The sequence below is a fragment of the Acinetobacter higginsii genome (genome assembly GCF_000369845.1).
In the GTDB taxonomy this organism is placed as follows: domain Bacteria; phylum Pseudomonadota; class Gammaproteobacteria; order Pseudomonadales; family Moraxellaceae; genus Acinetobacter; species Acinetobacter higginsii.
Window position 1 is genome coordinate 1 of the sequence record NZ_KB850222.1, and the last position, 21,331, is coordinate 21,331.

The window sequence follows — 21,331 nt, forward strand, 5'->3', positions numbered from 1 at the left end:
TTTCAGGATGGCTATTATTTCCGTACTAAGCCCGAATTTCAGTTTCACAATGGCTTTCATCCAATTTGGAATTTAACTGATAACGATGGTGAATACTTCAAGAAGCAAGGCTTCAATCCAGTTGATCTGGAAGACCTCAAGCGCCTCGTTGAGAGCGTTGAACTGGTTGAGTTGCTAGGTGGAATCAAATCGTTAAAAGGTCTTGTAGATATTAGCAATTCACCATTCGCGCTAAGCCATATCACGCGTGAAGGTGTGATTTATTCAATGGATGAGATCAAAAAAGCCATCGCAGACTATGAGCAAATATTCGGAAATACCGAAACGTTGGAATTAGAAACTCTCCGCGACTGTGACACATCTCCAAATTGCAAGAAATATGAAAGGTGAAGTGATGAGAAGTGAATTTGATACGTTAGAACAATATCAAGAATCAATGAAAGAATTTAATGAAAATACGCGCATGGAATTTGAAGAATTTATTCAATCTCACGGCTCAGATAGAAACAAGCTACAACTCAGATGCACCCCTTACACAAGCAAAAAAGGAGGATACGGTTCGTTTGATTTAGATTTTGGTTTGTGTGTTTACCAACACCAACAATCTAAAGTGGACGAGCTGCAAAAGAAAAATGCTTGGTTGAGTGATGTTGCTGAGCGAGAAAACAAACGAGCAAACAAACTTCAAGAAGAAAAAGTTAGCACAACAACTCTGCTTGGAAAAACGATTCAGGAAAAGAATGAGCTGCAAAAGAGGGTGGAGATCCTTGAAGCATCATTGCAGTCAGAAAGGTGGGATAGAGAGGCGGGATTTAAGGTCTTCTTTAAAGCTAGAGGCATGCGTGATGGTTGGCATGGATTTGAAAGAAAACCTGAGTATTACGAAGAGGGTGGATATTGGGTGAAAGGTGGAAAATCAATTTATCTACATGGTGATGAATGGTGTGATAGAGAAACTGCAATCAACTCTCTTACCTCGGTGAAAGAGCAAGCGCTCAAGGGGGATGCATCATGATTCGAGTTGGTATCGATTGCGGTGTTAAGACAGGTTTTGCTGTGGCCACCAAAGGTGTTTTGAATCGGGTTGAAACTTTAACCATTACGAAAGCTATGGAGGAAGTCAGAGAACTACACAAACAACACCCTGATTTAATTGTTCGTATTGAGGATGCACGTTTGCGTACCTGGTTCGGATCTGCAGATGCGCGACAAGCTAAGTCGGGCGCTGGTATACGCGAGGGCGTAGGTTCTGTTAAACGTGACTGCAGTATCTGGGAGCAATTCTGTAAAGTGCAGGGGATTAAATTTGATTTAGTACACCCTGCGGCAAACATAACAAAAACCAAAGATGAATATTTTAAAAAAATAACTGGCTGGGTAGGCAGAACAAGCGAGCACAGCCGCGATGCAGCAATGTTAATTTTCGGACGGTTGAAATGAGAAAACAGAATAACGATTGGTTGTTAATTATTGCATTCATCATATTCGCCATCGTAGTTGTGGCGGTAAACACATGGAATACGGTTCAAGTTTGTAAAGGTCAAGAAGTGTATTGGGTTAATGGAACTCAGTTCACATGTAAGTTTTTTAAGTAGTAGGAGCGCAATGTATGTTAGTTGAAAAGTTTGATTTTTTGGAGTTGTTGCGTCTTGCTATTGCTCAAAGTGAGGGTAAAGGGAAAATTACGAAAAGCATTGTACTTGGTGAAATGGCCTTGTTATCACCTGGTGCAAAGATGTGGGCCGAATTGCTCATCGAGCGCGTTGATTTTGAGAGAATTGCAGTAGTCACAGAAGCTAAAAAGATTTATGAAACAAATATCATAAACGGCGTTGAAGTTAAAAAACGTATTGATGAGATACCTGGCACAGTGGAAATAAAGAAAGGAAACATTAACTCAGCAGATTTTTTCCGTGTTAGAAACTTACTTGCAGGTAAGATCCACAAGGAAATGATTAAGAAGAATTTTAAACCAAACAACTGCCAGGGTGATTTAACCAATGTGGCCAAAGGTATCGCAGAGGTCGTTTTACGTGGTCATTTATTTGTTAAAAGTATGTGTGGTGGGTGTCAAGGACTAGGTAAGTTAGAAATATACGATTCAAAAGGATACCCATGCGGTGCGAAACCATGCAATAAATGTAATGCGACAGGAAAGAGACCTTACACACTTTTTGAAAAAATAACGATTGCTAAGTTGGATGTTTCTAAATCGGGATATTCGGAACGTTATGAGCGGTTTGAACTTATTGCTGAATCCCAAATCACAATTTGGGAGCACATAATACGCGATCAATTAAAGCGATCATTTCACTATGAAGAAAGTGATTATGAAATTAGTTTAGAGCAAACCAATTATATTGCAGTGACTTGACATAAACAGAACGGTTCAGTATAAGTATTTCTAAAATGGGCGTTTTATAAATTGGTCGCCCTGAAAGAATTTGAAAGCTCGCTATATGCGGGCTTTTTACGTTTCTGGTCCTACCTATTAGGGATCTTTAAGTTAATAGGCATCTTATCTGGTCAATGAGGTGAGAGAGGGGTGCGGAGTTTTGATAGATAAGACACTACCCTTGGATTGACTACCTAAAAAGGTGAGTATTTACTTGCGGATTGGCGACCCCTTAACACATCAGTCAGCCTTAAACTACGGTACTACTCGGCCCAGTTGTTCATTTTGGATAGCTGGGCTGTTTTATGTTTGGCTTTTTCATTTCTGTCATATCACTATGCTATCTTGTGAAAAACACAGGAATAACAATTATGGCCAAGTTACCTAGTCTTAAAGATCTTTCCAGGGAAGAGTTAGAGGGATTATATAAGTCTCTATATATTGATTATTTAGACCTAGAAGAAGAAAACGAGAAATTAACTTTTGTTGCGGTTGATGCTGTTAAGCAAATGAAAGATAGCAACACTCAGTTAGAGAATAATCAGCGAATTATTGATGAACTTCTTAAGTTAGTACATAAGCATATTGATCAGAGCTTTTCCCTAGATGATATTCCTAAGTTTTTAAACTAAACCCTCACTCGCATTAGCGCAATGCGAGTCAACTAGCCGAGAGTATTTCGGCACATGAAGCCCCGCTAACATACTAGTTACTGCGGGGCTTTTCTTTTCTTGTTTGGAGAAACCATGGATCGAAATATTGATAATGAGATACGGGAAACCGAACAAGAGCTTAAGCATGTAGGTAGTTGTACAACCAAGGGCCTAACAGCCGATCAAATCGCTAAATTAGATGAGCGATTTTATTTAGCCATTAAAAAATTATCCTGGCTTAAAGGTCGCCGTGACATACGGGTGAAAGAATGGATATCGACAAGTATTTTAAGCTCACCAGAAAACGTGCACCGAAAACCAAGCCTAAAAGCAGGCCGCTGCCGAAAGCGAATGAAAAATACATAGTAGCTTTTGAGGATATGGAGCGAGCCTTACAGATTTTGGAAATTAAATATGAAACGTTGTTCCAGTTTAAATCAACTAAACATTGGCGTTTTGATTTCCATTTAATTGAGTATCGAATCCTGGTTGAAATTGCGGGCGGACCTTGGTCTGCTGGTCGTAAAAGAAAACAGTTTTCACATGATGCTGATCGTGAACACACCGCTTATGAAATGGGATTTACTATCGTTCGTTTAGAGTCAGCCGCAAGATTTAAAATTAATGAAGCGGGGCCATTACAGATACAAGCTAGCTTTGCACAGCAATGGCTTAAAAATTTAAAGAGGCATACTTTTAATGAGCCAAATAAGACCATTTCCACCGACTGACTTGATTGATCAGGCAGATGATGTAGAGGCGATACTCTTGGCACCTGCACCAGATCTTATGCAATGGGTAATTGATAACTTTCTAACCATTGGTGGGCCATTACACAATCCCGATCATGACCATATCGCTGAGTTATTACATGATAGCGAGGGATTTTTAGCTTTTGCATGGGCATCACAGGCATGTACTGTAAAAAAACAAATGGTGTCTGGCCAATGTGAAAAAGTTATGTTTAACGTTGGTGGGTGGCGAAAAGCACGGCAAGAGCAACAAATGCGAGATTGGTTCGGTTACGTTCCAGCATATCTAATCACTATCGATGCTAGTTTTTGCGAGGAATCCAGTGATAGGGATTTTTGTGCATTGATCGAACATGAGCTGTATCACATCGGGGTAGAGCGTGATGAGGATGGTGAGCCAATCCTTAGCGATATGACTGGCCTTCCTAAGCACTATCTCACTGGCCACGATGTTGAGGAGTTTGTCGGTGTGGTCAAACGATGGGGAGCAAGCGAAAACGTTAAGCGACTTGTTGAAGTCGCGAAGCAAGCGCCGTTTGTAAATGATGTAAATATTTCCAAGTGCTGTGGGACATGTTTAATAAGTTGAGCCTTTTGGCTCATTTTTTTTGACTATCTTGTTATACGTAGTCATACGGAGAGGTGGTTATGGCAGCCTTAAAAGAGCCTGTAAAAATATTTATAGTTCAAGCTCTTGCATGCCGTGATACACCTCAAGAAGTAGCAGATCTGGTAAAACAAGAGTTTGGTATTGAAGTTGATCGAATGCAATGTGCTGCATATGATCCAACAAAAGCCGCAGGGAAAAACCTTAGTGCAAAATTTAAAAAACTTTTTGAGGATACTCGAAAAAAATTTGACAAAGGTTTAGTAGATATCCCCATCGCAAATAAACATTACAGAATGAAGCAATACGATAAATTGCTTCAAAAAACAAAGAATACTGTTATGGCTTTGCGCATCATGGAGCAAGCAGCAAAAGATAGTGGTGGGCTATACACAAATAAAACGGAATTAACGGGTGCAGGTGGTGGGCCTATTAAAACAGTTCAAACCCAAACAACAGTAGAAGAATATTTAAATGCAAGGGAGAAGATACTAAATGAATTCTGACCCAAGCAGAGATCTAGCAATCCAAATTGAAGCTCAAGAAGATCTTTATTTTTTCTCTCGGTATTTGTTTAAGCAACGCCGTAAATACAAGTGGCGACACAATTGGCACCATCGAGTTGTATGTGATGCGCTCATACGTGTATTTAACGGTGAAACCAAGCGTTTAATCATTAACATTCCACCCCGTTACTCTAAAACAGAGCTCGCCGTAATCAATTTTATGGCTTGGTGCTTTGGAAAAGTACCAGATAGCGAGTTCATCCACATAAGCTATTCTGCAACGTTGGCAGCTAACAATGCCTTTCAAACACGTAATTTAGTGCAGGAAACGGCATTTAAAAATGTCTTCCCTGATTTTGTATTGCGTGATGACAGCAAGGCTAAGGATGATTGGCGCACTAAGGCTGGTGGTGTTTGTTATGCTCAAGGAACAGGCGGAACGATTACCGGTTTTGGTGCAGGTAAGATTCGTGACTCCTTTGGTGGTGCAATCATTATTGATGACCCACACAAGGCAAGTGAAGCTAAATCAAAAACTATCCGTGATGGGGTGATTGATTGGTTTCAAAATACGCTTGAATCCCGTACCAACTCACCTGAAACGCCGATTATTGTCATTATGCAAAGATTACATGAAGAGGATCTTGCTGGGTGGTTGCTTGACGGCGGTAATGGTGAAGAATGGGAGCATTTGTGTCTTTCAGCTATACAAGACGATGGTTCTGCATTATGGCCTGAAAAACACACCATAGAACGCCTCAGAGTTATGGAGGATGCTTCGCCGTATGTCTTTGCTGGCCAGTATCAACAACGCCCTGCGCCTCCTGCAGGTGGTTTCTTTAAACCAGATAGAATCGAAATTGTTGATGCTATTCCCACCGATATTATTAAAGAGTGTCGCGCATGGGATCTAGCAGCAACAGAGAATGAAGGTGATTATACGGCGGGTCCTAAACTAGCAAAAGCGCCAGATAACACAATCTACATCACCGACATGGTTCGTGGTCGTTGGGGTCCTGATGGAGTGGAAAATACCATTACCCAAACAGCGCAGATGGATGGCAAAGGTGTTTATATCCGCTTGCCACAAGATCCTGGTCAGGCAGGTAAATCTCAAGCAAAAAACTTTGTAGGAAAGCTTTCTGGGTTCAAGGTTAAAGCTGAGCCTGTTTCGGGTGACAAGATCACCAGAGCGCAACCATTTGCTGCTCAAGTCAATGTGGGGAATGTGAAAATGCTTCGGGGTGACTGGAATAAGGCACTTATAGAAGAACTAAGAAACTTCCCAAATGCAAAACATGATGATCAGGTTGATGGATGTAGTGATGCATTCAATGATCTAAATGAATCTCGTCAAGCTAAGAAACCTGCAACTGCAGGAAGTCGAACATTTTAAATAAGGTACCAAAATGGCAAAGTCTAAGAAAGAAGACAAAGCTTCTAAAAAGGCTTTGTCTGCGGGAAGCTTATTCCAACAAAACGCCGTATCAATGCTCTATAGCTTGGGTAAACAGCCTGATATTGACGAAGTACTGCGTAAGGCTGGCGTTTCTCGGCATCGGCTCAAGGTGTTATTAGATGATGATGAGATTGCACAGGCTGTAGAAACGCGTATTGATGCACTACTGGCAACGCCGTTCCGCATTGAGCCAAGTGATACACCTGAGGCTATATTGCTCATGCAGGAGCTTAAAGAGTGGTTCACTGAAGTAGCAACAGGCGCAATTAATGCGCTTTTTTTTGGTTACTCGGTTCAAGAGGCTGTATATGAACTAAAACCAGAAGGTCACATTGGTATTCAGTGGATTGGTGAAAAGCCAATGCAATGGTTTGAACCTAAGAATGATGGTCGATTGATTTATAGACCTGAGGGAATTGGTCAAGAGATTGTCGTTGATCAAAAGCTTAAATTTTTCCTTACACGGCGCAAGGCAACGTATGAGCAGCCATACGGCAAAGCATTACTTGCAACTCTGTATTGGTTGAACTTCTTTAAGCAAAATGGATTTAAGTTTTGGGCAAAGTTTCTAGAACGATTTGGCACCCCCATTTTATTGGGAAAATGCAAAGATTCAGAACCCAATGATATGAATCAGGCATTGCTTAATGCTCATGCTCAAAGTGTGCTTTCGATTGATTCTGAGGATGATGTGCAAGTCTTGACTGCAGGCACAAATGGCACAGCAGGTGCATCGTTTGAGACATTCAATAACGTTCTTATTCGCCAGATTCAGAAAGTCATTTTAGGGCAAACCCTGACAAGTGGAACCGATGGCACAGGGAGTCGTGCACTTGGTCAGGTGCATGAGAATGTGCGTAAGGATAAGCTTAATGCAGATGTGCGATTAGTAACACCTACTTTCCAAGCTACGGTAAATGCCTTATGTGCTTTGAATAACTGGCCTAAGCATGAAGTTTATTTGGGCGAAAAAACAAAGCAGCTGAATACTGATCAAGCAGATCGTGATGTAAAGCTTAAAAATGCGGGTGCAAACCTAACCCAACAGTACTTTACTCGTGAGTATGGGCTAATGGACGGCGATGTTGCTGAGCTTCCACAAGGCCAGACAGAACAGCAATTTAAAGCTATACCGAATCGCCGTTTTAGTTTTGCTGCAAGTGTTAAGGATCTATCTCAAGAACAGCAAGAGCTTGATGAATTGGCTGATGCGAATATGCAGTTACTCTCAGATGCAGTGATCAAGGATCTGATTGCAAATAGTACTGGCATTGAGGATTTGCAAGAAAAGTTGTTTGCCTTGGCAGGTGATGCAAATGAATCGCAATTTAATGAGCTCATGGACCGAGCTTTATTTGCTGCAGACATCCTTGGGTATGTTCATTCAAAAGAGGGCCGTTAAATGGACAATATGACCCTCTTACAAGCTTTGGTGTATGCAAGGTCTCGTAACGTTGTTTTGCCTGCTGAGTATTATTTGCTTGACCTAAACTCAAGGCAATATGCATCTACAGTGAGTGGGCTTGCTAGTTTGGATCAAATTAAATCCGTTCTAAACGCCGTCTATAAGACTGTTGAGACTGGTGGAACATTTCAGGACTTTCAGAATCTAGTAGAGGCTGATGGTATTAATTTATCTGAAGCACATTTAGACAATGTATTCAGAACGAATGCTCAAAATGCTTATGCCCATGGTAAATGGTTACATCAGCAGCGCAATAAAGATAAACGGCCTTATCTTGAATACATGGCTATCAATGATAGTCGTGTGAGGCCGAGCCATTTAGCTTTGGACGGCGTTATTAGGCACATTGACGATACATTTTGGCAAACATATTACCCGCCAAACGGGTATCGATGTCGATGCACTACAAGAGCATTAACAGAAAGGCAAGCTCAATCAAAAGGCGTTACACCAGATGATGAGTTGCCGAGTATTCAGCCTGATTCGGGTTGGTCCTTTCGGCCATCTAATTATGATCAGCATCCTGAAAGCATTCTCAATTCACGTCTGGCCAGTCAGTCGAACACTCAGGATGAAAAGCGCATAATTGAAACCTTGAGTCATGAATCAGCAATAGAGACTGAAGCCATCAAGCAAATTAAGACAAGTCTTTCTGATGTTGATGATGTTAAGCGCGGCCAGCTGGATGAAATGGTTGATAGAGCGATAAAGTTAGATCCTAGTATTCGCCCCAGTGACTTGCGTATCACTTTAGATCTGTCAGATGAAAATGAAAATGCTTTAACAACCATCCTTAAACAGTCAGAGATCCAGAAAGATCAGCAGGGAACTATAGGCAAAAGCATTTGGGATAAGATCATGGGTGCTTTTAACCGGCTTTTTAGTTTTGCTAAGAACACGGCAAACAAACTCACTGGTAGCTCAATCCGTGGCATTGATGATTTAAACCTGACTGCAGGTAATATCATCGGAATTAAAACCCCAACGCTATTTCGAGAAGCCGAGAAAGTTGGAAAACAAATCATCATTCTTGATGCAAAAGGTGTGGCAATCGATCTGAGCAAGATTAGCAATCTAGATGGCTCACTATTAGCCCCTGATTTAAGTTTAGAGGTCGTAAGCAACTCAGATGATCAACTCGTACTGAAACGTACAGATAAGCAAGCTGTGCGCTATTTCATAGCAAATCAGAATGCATTCAGTCTTTATTAGTAATTTACAAATTAATTAAACCGCCGTTTGGCGGTTTTTTTATGGAGAAAGAAAAGTGGCAGGAACAAACGAAAAGCCAGATCCACCAATCTCAGCGTACCAGTTTAAGACCAATCTTTTTGATATTGAGAAATCATCAGAGGAAGGAAAGAAGCGAACCTTTACTGGTGTTGCCTACAGTGGTGAAGTGATTCAAAGCCATTACTACTGGGGGGATGTGATCTTTGATCTGGACACGATTCAAATGAAAACGCCCTTAGGCGCTTTAATTGATCATGACACTGGCCGCCGTGCAGGCGTGGTCCGTAATTTCACCAAAGACAATCAAGGAGGCTTAAAGGTCTCTGGTGATTTGCTCACTAACAAGAATGGCCAAGAAGTCGCTCAAGACAGCGATGAGGGTTATCCGTGGGAAATGTCGGTTTACATCGTGCCTGGTTCAATCGAAGAAGTTGATCGTGGTGAAGTTGTAGTAAATGGCAAAACACTTAAAGGACCAATCACGATTTTCCGTAACGGCGTTATCCGTGAAGTTTCATTTTGTGCGCTTGGTGCTGATGACAATACGTCTGCAGTAGCGGCAAGCCATACCCCTAAACAATTCAATAAGCAACAAGAGGACACAGACGTGACCGAGTTAGAACAACTTAAAGCTGATAATCAAAAGCTTACAACCGAAAGAGACAATGCTGTAACTGAATTAAAACAGTTCAAGGAAACAAAACGTACTGAAGATATCGCTGCGCTTGAAACTGAGCTGAAAACTCAATTCAGTGCTGAAGATAAAACAGCTTATACAGCAATGGACGATACAACCTTTGCTTTTGCTACTAAGCAACTTCGCCAATTCTCAGTAGGTGGTCAAGGAGGACAGCAAACACCATCTTCAACGCCTGCTATTCAACCTAACCCAGCATTAGCTCACTTGTTTACGCATCAGGCCAATGGTGGTGCACAAGGTCAAGGTGGAAATGGCAATCAAGAACATCAATTCTCTGCAGGTGCTAAAGCATTTGCAGCTCAAAACAAGGGGAATTAATCCATGGGTAATAAAACATATTTGGCGGACGTTACCCGTTCATCACGTCCATTAATTTTGGATGTTGAAAAACTTCGCCGTGCAAATGCTTTACCTACGACAGCGACAGCATACAAAACTGGCGATTTGCTAACACTGTCAAACGCTAACGTATTAACACATGCAGCTGACGCTTCCACATGGGATGTGATCTGCGGGCAGGATGTTACGGCGGTTCAAGCAACACAAATGGCTGCTGATGGTGTTGAGCTTCCGATCTATTACGGCGGTGTTTTTAGTGTTGAAGGGGTTTCAATTAGCGGCACTTTACTTTTGGCAAATCAATATACCGCTGCCCGTGCCAAAGCAACCAAAAACAAAATTGAATTATCAAAGGTGTAAGAATCATGCCTCAATCATTTACAGTTAACGGCGCACCACTCGAATTATTAGACGTTGGTGAATTGGCTTTAATTCATAGCAACTATAAGCCAATGGACACATGGCTTTTAGATAAGTTTTTCCCCAATCGCCCTTCATTTGATCGTGATGAAGTTCCACTGGCTGAAATCTCAACCGTTCATGATCTAGCGCCATTGGTAGCACCTCATCAACCTGGTAAGCCGTTTGATACCAAACGTGCTGCTAAAGTTGAATTTGTTCAACCAGCATATTACAAGCCGAAAAACATGGTCACACCTGCGACCGCTTTCGATGAGGCGTTAATTGAGCGATTACGCACAGCTGGCATCATCTCAACTGGCAGCCAACAGTTATCTGATCAAGAAAAAATGGTCATTGCTCAAATTGCTGTGATGAAACGTAACCATGATGCAATTGATAATTCAGTCTTGCTAATGGCAATTGAATTATTATTAAACGGTAAGTATTTACTGCAGTCGGACGATTATGAATACAACATGGTCGACTATGAACGTGATGCTTCATTAACCTTTACACCTGCTACGCCGTGGAATCAAGCTGGTGCTAAACCAGTCACTGACATTGAAACTATGGAGCAGCGCTTACTTGATGCAAACGGTGGTGGTTCAAAAGCTTATTTAATGTCTGGCAAAGTTTGGGCTGCGTTATCTAGCAATGATGAGTTTAAAGAGCGTTTTGTTAAACCATATGCTGGTATCGCAGTACCTTATAAACCAAGTTTGAATGTCCAAGAAGGTGCTTCATTCAAAGGTTATTTGGATGAAAAAGAACTTTGGGTGTATGACGCAACATACCGCTTAAAATCAGGCGTAGAACGTGCCATTCCAGTTGATTACTTTGGTGCAATTTCGGACCTTAATGGTTCAATTGCTCAATGTAAAATTAAAAACATGTTGGCCAACGGCGCAGTTGCAAAATACTTTGACCGTCAATGGTACAGTGAAGATCCAAGCGGTATTTACTTAATGACTGAATCAGCACCACTTGCAGTACCTTCGAATAAGAATGGTGTCTGTGGTGGTACTGGCTTTATCGTGTAAAGGGGAACAGTATGCCAAAGTATATTGCAAAGCAGTCGGTAGGCCATTTCCTACCAGGTGAAGAAATCAAAGGGCTTGATGCGGAACGTATTCAAGCCCTTTTGGTATCTGGCGCAATTGAAGAGTACAAAGCGCCAGAGCAAACGCCGTCAGACGAATCGAAAAGTGATTTGAAAAAGCTTTTAGGCGAAGTTGCGGATCTAAAGGCGACTAATACGCAACTTACTGAAGAGAAGGACAAAGCCTTAGGCGAAGTTGCGGATCTAAAGGCCAAAGTCACAAAACTTGAAGCTGATTTAGCTGCAGCATTGGCTAAAACACCTAAGGCTGATAAAACAGCGGATAAGGGTATAACTGATAGCAAGTAAGGTGAACTATGTACGCAACACGAGACGACATGGTGAAGCGTTACGGCCTGACAGAAGTATCACAGTTAGAACGTTATTTGATGGGGGGTGAGTCTGTTGAAGCAGCCATAGCAGATGCAGGCTCAATCATTGATGGTTGGATTGGTGCCAAGTATGCCATCCCACTTGAATACCCACCTGACAATATAAAAATCTTTGTCTGTGATATTGCCCGTTACTTACTTTGGAAAAGCAAAGCATCTGAAGAAGTCCGCAGACGTTATGAGGATGCGATGAGCTATCTAAAGGGCGTTTCAAAAGGCACAAACGTTTTGCTTGTTAAAAATCCAACTACTGAAGAAGTAAAGCCTGCTGCTAAAACACCCGCCACTATGCCGATCGGCACAACATATCGGGGCGGTGTATTTAGTGATGATGTTTTAAACCAGATGCCAAGCATCAAGAAGTGAGGCAATCATGGCAGATAAACAGGGTTTTTACTTTCAAGGTGAAGAAAAGCTTCGGGATTGGCTGCGAAAGGTAGAGGCTAAAGCTGGTGATCATAAAGATCTATATGATGAGCTTGGGGATATTCTGCTAGATGGTGTTCACGATCGTTTTAAGCGAGGTGTGGCACCTGATGGTAGACCTTGGCAGAAGTCATGGCGGGCAATCGCTCAGAAAGGCCAAACATTAAGAGATACGGGGCGATTATTAAACTCAATCCGTACCCGGCTTAATAAAAACGGCGTTTCAATTCTCACTGATGTTCTATATGCAAAGCTTATGCATTACGGCGGAACCATTAGAGCCAAAAGCAAGCCATATCTCACTTTCAAAACTCCCACGGGTGGCTGGGTAAAACGCAAATCAATCTTTGTTCCTGCGCGTCCAATTTTTGGTGTTTCTGAAGATGATGCACAAAACATGTTGATAGCGATTGAAGAATATTTGGAGGAGCTCTTAAAAGATGCCTGATAACTATTTTGGTTTAGAGACAATTATCAAAGAGCGACTGCAAGGAATTGACGCAATTCAAGCGATTTATACGCCGTTCTCAGTAGATGATATGCTTGAGTGTTCGGCGGTTGCACCCTCAATCAGCATCATCTATGTGGATGATCGAGTGGGAGATTCAGCAGGCAACGGTTCAGCAAGTGTTGTGTACCAACAATGGCTAGTTGTTTTGTGTGTTGAGGAAGCAGGTTCACAGCTTGAAGATACAACGCTGATTCGTAATGCAGCCAGTCCGATGATCATCGAAATTTTAAAACGTATGCAAGGTTTTAACCCTCAAACAGCAGGGTTCAAACAATTCAAGAGAGCAAATGCTGGTGTGCAGCACATGTCAGCAGCGGGCAAGTTATGGTTGCCGTATTTGTTCGAGTGTCAATTAATTAATAGCTTTTGAGGTCCTTATGTCCAAGCTATATGAAGCGGTAAAGCCTATTGGTCGATTTGTACCAGGTGATTTTGTTGCTGGCTTATCTGATTCAGAGATTCTGGAGCATTTAGGCAAGGGCAATATTAAAGAGCATGTTCCTGAGCCGGTCGAAACAGCAAAAAAACTTACTAAAACGGAGGCCAAAGTAGATGGCTAAAGACTATATTTCATTACAGGGTATGTTCCATTTAGCCCCGATCGTTAATGGTGTTGTTGGTGCACTTCGAGAGTTGGGCAATATGCCAGAATTTGAAGTCGAAATTACAGCTGATGTTCTTGAGCATCAAGAAAGTACATCAGGGCAACGAACAACCGATTTCACCATGGTTCAAACGACTGGTGTGACTTTCTCAGGAACCATTGAAGAAGCCAATGCAGAGAATATTAAATACATTCTTTCTGGTGAAAACTTTGAAATCCCATCTGAAACCGTGATAGGTAAATCATTAGGTACTGTTGTGGCCAATCAAATGATTTTGCTTGATGCATACAACTTGTCAGATGTGGTGGTAAAGGATTCAACGGCAACACCAGTTGAAGTTGCATCCACTAAGTATGTTCTTGATCCAGTATTTGGAACAATCAAGTTCACCGATGTTGCTGGGTTAACAATGCCATTAACGATGGATTTTAAAACTGGTGCCGTAACTCAAACTACAATCGCATCTGATTTAGAGCAGGAATATCTGCTTTACTTTGCTGGGGTGAACACGGCGAATGGCAACAAAGTGGCAATGAAGCTTTGGCGAACTAAGAAATCACCTGAGGTGACTTTCCCGCTTATTCATGAAGAGCTTGGGCAATACCAGATCCAAGGCCAAGCACTTTCTGATATTTCTAAAGCCAATGATTCAAAACTCGGCTTATATGGTCATTTTGTGAATATTCCTGCATCGCCGTAAACCAAACAACTACAGGCACAGGGGCGCATAAGCGTCTTTTTTTGTGCCTGTACCTTTCAGGATTTTTTCTATGAATGACTTTTTTATTGCAAACAATGAATCATTGCCCCACACATTCATTGATCAGAAAATTGAAGTGAAGCAGATCCAAGTGAAAGACTTAGCTCGATTTTCAATTTATGCAATTAAGATCAAAGATGCTTTAGAAAGTTATTCAATAGAAACAATCATGCCGTTAATTGAGCCTCAGATGCTCAATATCATGGGTTTGGTTTCAATAGTAACAACATTAAGCCCTAAAACGTTTATTGAGAATACGTCGCAAACCAAGGCGATTGCTGAGCTGGTTCTAAAGATCAGTGAAGTGAATGAGGCGTACTTTAAAAAAGATAAAATACAGAATAGGACAAAAAAAGAAACAAAAGAGGTCAGTTGGTTTCATTCATTCGCTTACTTAATCAAGAACGGCCACAGACACGATGACATCATGAACATGACTTACGGCGCATTCATGCAATATTTGCAAGAAGCTCAAGCACTGGAACGGCAGAAAATCAAATCGTATGCAATTGCAACTCGCGTAGCGAACAATGCGAAGCAACAGGGATGGGATAAGTATTTAAAGCAGTTGGATGAATAATTATTGAATGACTTCATTTCATCCATTTGATAAATTAGCCCTAAATATAGGGGTGTATTTTCATGAAAAAATTATTAATTGGTCTTTTTATTTTAGTTTTAGTAATGGTTGTTTTTATTTGGAAATCTAATAGTGATCGGGATGCACGGCAAGAGGCTTTAGCTATCCAAACAGAACAACATAATAAGGAAATGGCTAAGTTGGACGCTGAAAATAAAGATAAGCAGCTTTCAAAAAGTGAGGTTGTGGTAAAGGAAACAAACATACAAGATAGCAATACTCAGCAAAAGCATAAATATTCTGATAGTGAGTGGATGAGTATTTGTAAATCTATATCAAGTACAGCCAGAACAATTATGAACAGAAGACAAAATGGTGCATCAATGTCAGAAATGATGGATGGTATTATGGCGACTGATACTGCTGCAGAGTTCAAGGAGCTTATAAAACCATTTGTTATATCTGCATATGAGAATCCTAGATTTAGTACTCCTGAAAATATGTTAAAAGCTGAGATTGATTTTGAAAATGAAGCTTATTTGAAATGCATGAACGTTAGGAAATAATTTCAATCAAAACTCCGAAGCCATATAGATTTATAGTTAACATATAAAATCTAAACCTAATATGGATTTCATGACATTTAAGATTGTTCTGAGTTCCAATTAATTTAAACCACTTAAAGCCACCAATAGGTGGCTTTTTTTCATCTGAAGGTTAATAAAATGGCGACTAACAGTTTAGATTTTTTACTTAATTTGCGAGCTAATACCACAGGTTTCGATCAGGGAATAAACGGCGCAAAATTCGCCGTAAATGCGCTTGTTGGTGCCATGGCTGCCTTAGGTGTCGGCTTAGGGGTTAAAGAGCTTGCAGAGGCTGCAGATAGCTATGCGAACCTGTCCGCACGTATACAGTTGTCCACTAAGGAAACAGGTAATTTTACTACTGCAATTGCAGGTGTTCATCAAATTGCCTTAACAACAAATTCAAGCTTAGATTCGACAGCTGAACTTTTCACAAAGTTAAATACCGTATCTAAAGATATGGGTATGACACAGCAACAGGCATTGGATTTAACCAAAACAGTAACTCAAGCCATTAAATTAGGTGGTGGATCTGTACAAGGTTCTGAAGCAGCGGTACAGCAATTTATTCAAGCCATGCAAGGCGGGGTTTTGCGAGGGGAAGAATTTAACTCCATGATGGAGAATGGCTACGGTTTAGCAGAAGCTTTAGCCAAGGGGTTAGGTGTTACAACTGGTGAACTCCGTAAAATGGCCGAGAACGGCGAACTTGGTGCAGAACGAGTACTGAAAGCATTAGAAGGCCAAAAGGGCGCAATAGAAGAAGCTTATGCTGAATTGCCAAACACTATTGGGAATGCTTTGCAAAAGATTGCTACACAATGGCAAATCGTTATCGGTTCAATGGATCAAGCAAGCGGAGCATCATCTACAGTTGCATCTTGGCTTTCATTGCTTGCTGATAACTTAGACATTGTAGAAGTACTTCTAAAGGATATTGGTGCAGGATTTGTATGGTTTGGTGATCAACTTAAAAAGATTGATCCTGCAACAATTGAAGCCCTAAAAACTTCTTTATTGTCTGCATACGATGCAATTAAGTCACTTGGATCAACTGTCGGAACAGTTTTTGAATCTACTGTTGATGTTTTAAATACTGCACTTGGTCAAATATTCAATTTTTCAAGTGGAATTGACTCTGCTGCTGACAAAACCAATGGGTTTACTAAAGCGCTTCAAGCTGTAAATGTCGTTTTTGGCTTCTTAAATGATGGTTTTAAAGCAATAAATATTGGAATCAATTTAATCATTGGTGGGGCTTATGATGCAGCGGCAGCATTTAGCTATTGGAAGTCTAAAATTACTTTCGGCGATACATCAGCACAAGCACAGAAAGACTTTGAGGAATTAAGTAAGGAAGCCCAAAAGCATTATAAGAAATCCGCCGATGCTGCAATGGAATTTAAATCTTCAGGTGTAGAAGCAATCCGTCAGATTAGCTTAACTCAGGATGAGAAGAATGCAGAATCTATTGCGATCAACCAGAAAACACTTAATGAATTATTAGCCCAAGAAAAAAATCATGTAACTGCATACAAAATTATTAGTGATGAGCGTATTAAGTTACAGCAACAATTATTGGACGGCAGAAAAGCGGGAGATCAAGGTGCGATTGATGCTGCTTTGAAAGGTTTGGCTGATCTCGATAAGAAAGAAAAGGAATATCAAGCTGAAAGTCAGAAAATCACTGATGAAAAAGTTAAGGCTGCTCAAATTTGGGCTGATGCTCAAGTAAAGGCTGCAGGGGTCAGTTCAGATGCTGTAATCAATGGTATGCATATTAGCGGTATGGCAATTGATGAAAGTACTCAAAAATTAATTAACAATGCCATGGCTGCTCAAGGGCTGGCAGTTGAGTTTGATAAAACAGGTAAGGCAATTGTTAAAGCAATGGAAGAGGCTGGATCAACCACTGCATTATCAAGTCAAAAATTAATTGATGATACTCGTAAAGCAGCATCTACACTCGGCATTGATCTAGAGGCTTATAGTGAAAAAGTTTCGGATACTTTTAAGAGTTCGGAATCAATTATTTTGAATTTCACTAAAGGTCTTGAAGCATCTGGGATAACTGGGGAAAGAGCGGGAGATTTAATATATCGTGCATGGCTAAAGTGGCTAGAAAAAGCGAAGAACACAGCAGATATTGACCTTGCAAGTGAAAAAATTAAACAATTTGGTGAAGATGGTGTTATTTCATTATCACAAGTTGAACAGGGTTTAATTGTCTTGAAATCTAAAGCAAAAGACATTAATCCTGAATTTATAGCTGCTTCGAAATCAGCTGAAGCCTTAGGGATAAATTTATTTGCAGCTGTTGAGGAATTATCTCCGAAATTTATTGAACTGCAAGAAAGTGTAAATAATCTTTCCGTTCAGCTTCAGACCCTAGGGGTAAAGGGAGAAGAGGCAGTAGGTTTAATTTACCAAGCTTGGTCAAAATGGCTTGCAACAGCCAAAAGCCCCGCTGAAATAGATGCAGCGAAAGCCAAGCTATTAGAGTTTGAGAAACAAGGTGTTATTTCTACAAAACAAGTTGAAATGGGTATCCTTGCTATTAAGCAAGCTACTGCCAAATTACCTGATGATCTCGATGAGGTCGGCAAAGCATTTGAGCGCCTTGGAGTCAAAACCAAAGAGCAATTAAAACTTGCTGCGCAATCAGCAATTGCAGACTTCAACACAATGAAAGCTAGTGGCCAAGCAACATCAGATGGCCTTAAACAAGCCTATGAACGTGTGATGCAAGCGGCTGCCGCATCCGGTGATCAAGCTGTCATTGCAAATGCTAAGGCTCAAGGCGCATCTGTTGGGCTGCAAGCTCAGATCGATGAAACAGGTAAATCATCTGTGAAGTCGACTCAAGAGATTGTTGATGCACTTTACAACGTTGGTGAATCGGCGCGTGGATCTGCTTCACAAGGATTCCGTGAACTTGGCAGGGTTGCCCGTGAAGAAGCTCAAAGCACGGCGGATGAGTGGGAAGCAGCGATGAAAAAGATCGATGCTGAGCGTAAGGCACAATCAGCTTCGTCTGCTAAAGGACTTGGTCAGGCCATGGATGATATGAATGCCAAAGTTGCAGACTATGAAAAGCGTTTGATTGCAGCTGGGATGAATGCTGGTGAAGCCAGAAGCAAGGCTAAAGAGTCAAAAGATGCAATGTATTTTGCTTATCAGAAAGCTCTACAAAGTGGCTCTGTCATTGATTACAGTGCGCCGCTTTTGAAAAAGATGGATGATACCCTAGCATATTGGGAGGGTAAGAAATCTGGATATGGTGGTAGCTCGGTTTCAGTTCCAAATATTAAAGCGCCGTCTATTGAGGCGCCTAAGATGCCTAGCGCTTCCGATATCAATCCACCTAACCCTAAAACCCAAGTTTATCGTTTTGAGTTCGATGGGAATGTTATTGAGCTAGATGGAGATCCATCACAACAAGACTTGGTGAATAACTTCTTTAATCAATTGGAACAAGCAAAAAAGAGGATGTGATGAGACTAAAACGCAATTTAACCAGTGAAACCGTCCCATTAGAGGACGGTTTTTTATGGTCTGATGAATTTGCTTGGAAGCCGATTGAACAAAATCAAGAATTCGCCGTTGATGGGACACTGATTGTACAGGAAGGTAAAAAGAAATCAGGTCGACCAATCACATTAACGCCACCAGATAACCAAGGGTGGATTAAGCGCTCAGTTTTATCAGTGATTCAAGACTGGTCGGCTTTGCAAGATGAGCAATTTACTTTGATCTTTGAATATCCACATGACACACGCCAATTCAATGTGATTTTCAATCATCAGGAAGGCGCTATTAATGCCGAGCCAGTCAAAGGAATTCCAACAGTTTCAGAGGGTGACTATTACAAAGTCACCCTTAAATTTTTAGAGGTGCCAAATGTCGGTTGAAACGAAAAACTTAGTTTTATACAAGTCTCAGCGTTTGACTGATACACCAGACGGCGGTGGTAAATACTCTGGCCAAGTTGTTGTTGACGGCGAAAGTAATAACCTTTTTCCTGATGTATCGGAACTGGACCGCACCATGGGCCGTGTATCGATGCGAAAGATCTACGCAGGATTGAATAACAATGATACTGAGTCGTTGATGGGTTCAACTGTATTTGTCTCGAAGAATCCAGACGATCCGAACGTATCAGCATTATTGTTTAGCACACGTTCACATACAGATACCCGTGATTCAGCACAAAACCGAGTAGAAAGTTATCTTGCTAAAGGTGCTCAAGCTGTCGGTTCCTTACTTGATACTGCATATGCAGCAATGAAAGCAATTCAAGTTGCCATGGCAACAAATGAGTCCGAGAACTCCGTTGGTGACACTCTTGTTCTTGTGGTGAGTGAAGGTACCGTAAATGAGTTTGCTCAATACGTTCGCTTAACGAGTGTAGAGACCAGAACGGCGTTTGTACGTGTAAACAACTCGAATATTGAGTACAAGATTGCAACTTATGGTTTTAAAGATCCATTAGCACGGGATTTCGTGGGTGTATCTGCTACGCAGTGGTACAACAATGTTAAACCAGCAACAACGATTAGAGACACCGTAGTTGCTGATGCCGGTATCTATTATGCCAGTGTGGATCTAGCTGAAGACGTGGGCATTGGTAGTTTTACAATCCCTGCCAAGACAATGTTTTCTCAATTAATCCCATCTTCGCAGACTGAAACGCCGTTACTCGATCTTAATGCTGTAAGTGAAAATCCGGCGTTAGTCGCGGGTAACTCAGGAACAATCAATGTTCAGTACACAACTAACGTAAACACAGGGCAGGCTTTGTATCTTGGCTCAAGTGTTTTACCTGGTTCTATTTCGTTCACGCTTTTTGGCCAATCCATTTCTGATAACGGCGGAACATTGCGAAATCCGACTGGTACACAAGTTGGTAGCATTGACTATCAAACTGGTCGCATTGTGTGGACCAATGCTATTGGTACAGGCAATGCAATCATCAATGTGGTATTCACACCCGCATCTGCGCCAGTTCAACCGTTTGAATCATTTGCACTACATGTTACTGCCGCGAATCAAGGTACCAACTGGACTGGGGTATTAACTCCAATTCCTGCGCCAGGTGCATTAAGTATCTCGTTTATGTCACAGGGTAAATTCTATGTGCTTAAAGACAATGGAACAGGGCGATTAGTTGCGGCAACAGAATCTATTGGCAGTGGATCTATAAGCTATACAACGGGGACGTGGTTATTGACCACAGGTGCCTTGCCTGATGTGGGAACGCCAATTCTATTGCAATGGGGTAGTCCGATAACAACTTTTGCCAGAGCTGATTTACCAGTATTACCTGCAGGGTTAGATTTTCAGTTATTTCATAATGGGATTTCTAGCGCGACAGTAACTTGGATGTTGGACGGCGTTGAGAAAACAGCAACGACTAACAGTTCGGGCCAATTCACAGGTGATGCAATCGGTTCAATGACGTTTAACAATGGTAAAGGTCGGATCATCCCTAAGAAATTACCGCAAAAGAGCACGGTTTTCACAATCTCGTATAACTACGGCGAAGGTAAATCACAGACTAAGAACTCATCACCAGATGCCAATAACAAGTTGATGTTTAACATTGGTACTGGCGCAGCAATTCAGCCGAGTTCAGTGGGCTTAGAAATCCCATTAGCAAAAGCAGTTGGTGCAGCAGCTGAAGGGATAGTGAGTTTGCATGATGTGCCAATTAATGGGACCACTGGAAATCTAGTCGATGATTTTGGAACGGTTATGGGTACCATCATTTATGCGACTGGCGCTTGTGAAGTCACACCCACAATGCAAAAAACGATTTACACCACAGTGTATACACCTATCATTTTCTATACGGGGTGAT

At 41.3% G+C, this 21,331-nt stretch carries 25 protein-coding genes; all 25 read left to right on the forward strand.

What is annotated here, in order from left to right:
• Window positions 1-390, forward strand: a 390-nt coding sequence (locus F885_RS05360) for a hypothetical protein (protein WP_005321304.1), incomplete at its 5' end; no start/stop codon positions are given.
• The gene (locus F885_RS21130; protein ID WP_212749841.1) at window positions 380-1,015 is read left to right on the forward strand and encodes a hypothetical protein; all 636 of its coding nucleotides are present in this window, start codon (window positions 380-382) and stop codon (window positions 1,013-1,015) included. The genes F885_RS05360 and F885_RS21130, both read left to right, overlap by 11 nt.
• Window positions 1,012-1,440, forward strand: a complete 429-nt coding sequence (locus tag F885_RS05355; RefSeq protein WP_005321310.1) for a hypothetical protein — start codon at window positions 1,012-1,014, stop codon at window positions 1,438-1,440. The genes F885_RS21130 and F885_RS05355 overlap by 4 nt, the downstream gene beginning before the upstream one ends.
• Before the next feature lie 169 nt (window positions 1,441-1,609).
• Window positions 1,610-2,374: a hypothetical protein gene (locus F885_RS05350; protein ID WP_005321314.1), complete on the forward strand. Its 765-nt coding sequence runs from the start codon at window positions 1,610-1,612 to the stop codon at window positions 2,372-2,374.
• Window positions 2,375-2,766: 392 nt separating this feature from the next.
• Complete coding sequence (locus tag F885_RS05345) at window positions 2,767-3,027, forward strand: hypothetical protein (RefSeq protein ID WP_005321315.1); 261 nt, start codon at window positions 2,767-2,769, stop codon at window positions 3,025-3,027.
• Between the two features lie 290 nt (window positions 3,028-3,317).
• Window positions 3,318-3,779 (forward strand): hypothetical protein, encoded by a 462-nt coding sequence (locus F885_RS0120215; RefSeq protein WP_032859671.1) that lies wholly within the window; start codon window positions 3,318-3,320, stop codon window positions 3,777-3,779.
• Window positions 3,748-4,389 carry a putative metallopeptidase gene (locus F885_RS05335; RefSeq protein ID WP_005321318.1) on the forward strand — a complete coding sequence of 214 codons (642 nt, stop codon included), beginning with the start codon at window positions 3,748-3,750 and terminating at the stop codon, window positions 4,387-4,389. The genes F885_RS0120215 and F885_RS05335 overlap by 32 nt, the downstream gene beginning before the upstream one ends.
• Window positions 4,390-4,448: 59 nt before the next feature.
• Window positions 4,449-4,913 carry a DUF2280 domain-containing protein gene (locus F885_RS05330; protein WP_005321319.1) on the forward strand — a complete coding sequence of 155 codons (465 nt, stop codon included), beginning with the start codon at window positions 4,449-4,451 and terminating at the stop codon, window positions 4,911-4,913.
• Window positions 4,903-6,309 (forward strand): phage terminase large subunit, encoded by a 1,407-nt coding sequence (gene terL, locus F885_RS05325; RefSeq protein ID WP_005321321.1) that lies wholly within the window; start codon window positions 4,903-4,905, stop codon window positions 6,307-6,309. The genes F885_RS05330 and terL overlap by 11 nt, the downstream gene beginning before the upstream one ends.
• 13 nt (window positions 6,310-6,322) lie before the next feature.
• Window positions 6,323-7,774 (forward strand): phage portal protein family protein, encoded by a 1,452-nt coding sequence (locus F885_RS05320; RefSeq protein WP_005321322.1) that lies wholly within the window; start codon window positions 6,323-6,325, stop codon window positions 7,772-7,774.
• On the forward strand, window positions 7,775-9,049 hold the full coding sequence (locus tag F885_RS05315) for a phage head morphogenesis protein (RefSeq protein ID WP_005321324.1): 1,275 nt from the start codon (window positions 7,775-7,777) through the stop codon (window positions 9,047-9,049).
• A gap of 55 nt (window positions 9,050-9,104) precedes the next feature.
• On the forward strand, window positions 9,105-10,088 hold the full coding sequence (locus F885_RS05310; protein WP_005321326.1) for a hypothetical protein: 984 nt from the start codon (window positions 9,105-9,107) through the stop codon (window positions 10,086-10,088).
• 3 nt (window positions 10,089-10,091) lie between these two features.
• The gene (locus F885_RS05305; protein ID WP_005321328.1) at window positions 10,092-10,469 is read left to right on the forward strand and encodes a hypothetical protein; all 378 of its coding nucleotides are present in this window, start codon (window positions 10,092-10,094) and stop codon (window positions 10,467-10,469) included.
• Between the two features lie 5 nt (window positions 10,470-10,474).
• Entirely contained in the window at window positions 10,475-11,551 is a 1,077-nt protein-coding gene (locus F885_RS05300; RefSeq protein WP_005321330.1) for a major capsid protein, read from the forward strand.
• A gap of 11 nt (window positions 11,552-11,562) precedes the next feature.
• A complete protein-coding gene (locus F885_RS05295) occupies window positions 11,563-11,919 on the forward strand; it encodes a hypothetical protein (RefSeq protein WP_005321332.1) in 357 nt (118 codons plus the stop codon).
• 8 nt (window positions 11,920-11,927) lie between these two features.
• Window positions 11,928-12,368 (forward strand): gp436 family protein, encoded by a 441-nt coding sequence (locus F885_RS05290; RefSeq protein WP_005321334.1) that lies wholly within the window; start codon window positions 11,928-11,930, stop codon window positions 12,366-12,368.
• A gap of 7 nt (window positions 12,369-12,375) precedes the next feature.
• Window positions 12,376-12,876 carry a phage virion morphogenesis protein gene (locus F885_RS05285; protein WP_005321336.1) on the forward strand — a complete coding sequence of 167 codons (501 nt, stop codon included), beginning with the start codon at window positions 12,376-12,378 and terminating at the stop codon, window positions 12,874-12,876.
• Entirely contained in the window at window positions 12,869-13,309 is a 441-nt protein-coding gene (locus tag F885_RS05280) for a phage tail terminator protein (RefSeq protein ID WP_005321338.1), read from the forward strand. Before F885_RS05285 ends, F885_RS05280 begins: the two co-directional genes overlap by 8 nt.
• Window positions 13,310-13,316: 7 nt before the next feature.
• Entirely contained in the window at window positions 13,317-13,499 is a 183-nt protein-coding gene (locus tag F885_RS05275; protein ID WP_005321340.1) for a hypothetical protein, read from the forward strand.
• On the forward strand, window positions 13,492-14,244 hold the full coding sequence (locus F885_RS05270) for a phage tail tube protein (RefSeq protein ID WP_005321342.1): 753 nt from the start codon (window positions 13,492-13,494) through the stop codon (window positions 14,242-14,244). Before F885_RS05275 ends, F885_RS05270 begins: the two co-directional genes overlap by 8 nt.
• Before the next feature lie 70 nt (window positions 14,245-14,314).
• Window positions 14,315-14,884: a hypothetical protein gene (locus F885_RS05265; RefSeq protein ID WP_005321343.1), complete on the forward strand. Its 570-nt coding sequence runs from the start codon at window positions 14,315-14,317 to the stop codon at window positions 14,882-14,884.
• A 62-nt stretch (window positions 14,885-14,946) separates the two neighbouring features.
• Window positions 14,947-15,450 carry a hypothetical protein gene (locus F885_RS05260; protein ID WP_005321344.1) on the forward strand — a complete coding sequence of 168 codons (504 nt, stop codon included), beginning with the start codon at window positions 14,947-14,949 and terminating at the stop codon, window positions 15,448-15,450.
• A gap of 159 nt (window positions 15,451-15,609) precedes the next feature.
• Window positions 15,610-18,966 carry a tape measure protein gene (locus F885_RS05255; protein WP_005321345.1) on the forward strand — a complete coding sequence of 1,119 codons (3,357 nt, stop codon included), beginning with the start codon at window positions 15,610-15,612 and terminating at the stop codon, window positions 18,964-18,966.
• Window positions 18,966-19,382 carry a hypothetical protein gene (locus F885_RS05250; protein ID WP_005321346.1) on the forward strand — a complete coding sequence of 139 codons (417 nt, stop codon included), beginning with the start codon at window positions 18,966-18,968 and terminating at the stop codon, window positions 19,380-19,382. Before F885_RS05255 ends, F885_RS05250 begins: the two co-directional genes overlap by 1 nt.
• Complete coding sequence (locus tag F885_RS05245; protein ID WP_005321347.1) at window positions 19,372-21,330, forward strand: hypothetical protein; 1,959 nt, start codon at window positions 19,372-19,374, stop codon at window positions 21,328-21,330. The genes F885_RS05250 and F885_RS05245 overlap by 11 nt, the downstream gene beginning before the upstream one ends.
• Window position 21,331: the final 1 nt, after the last annotated feature.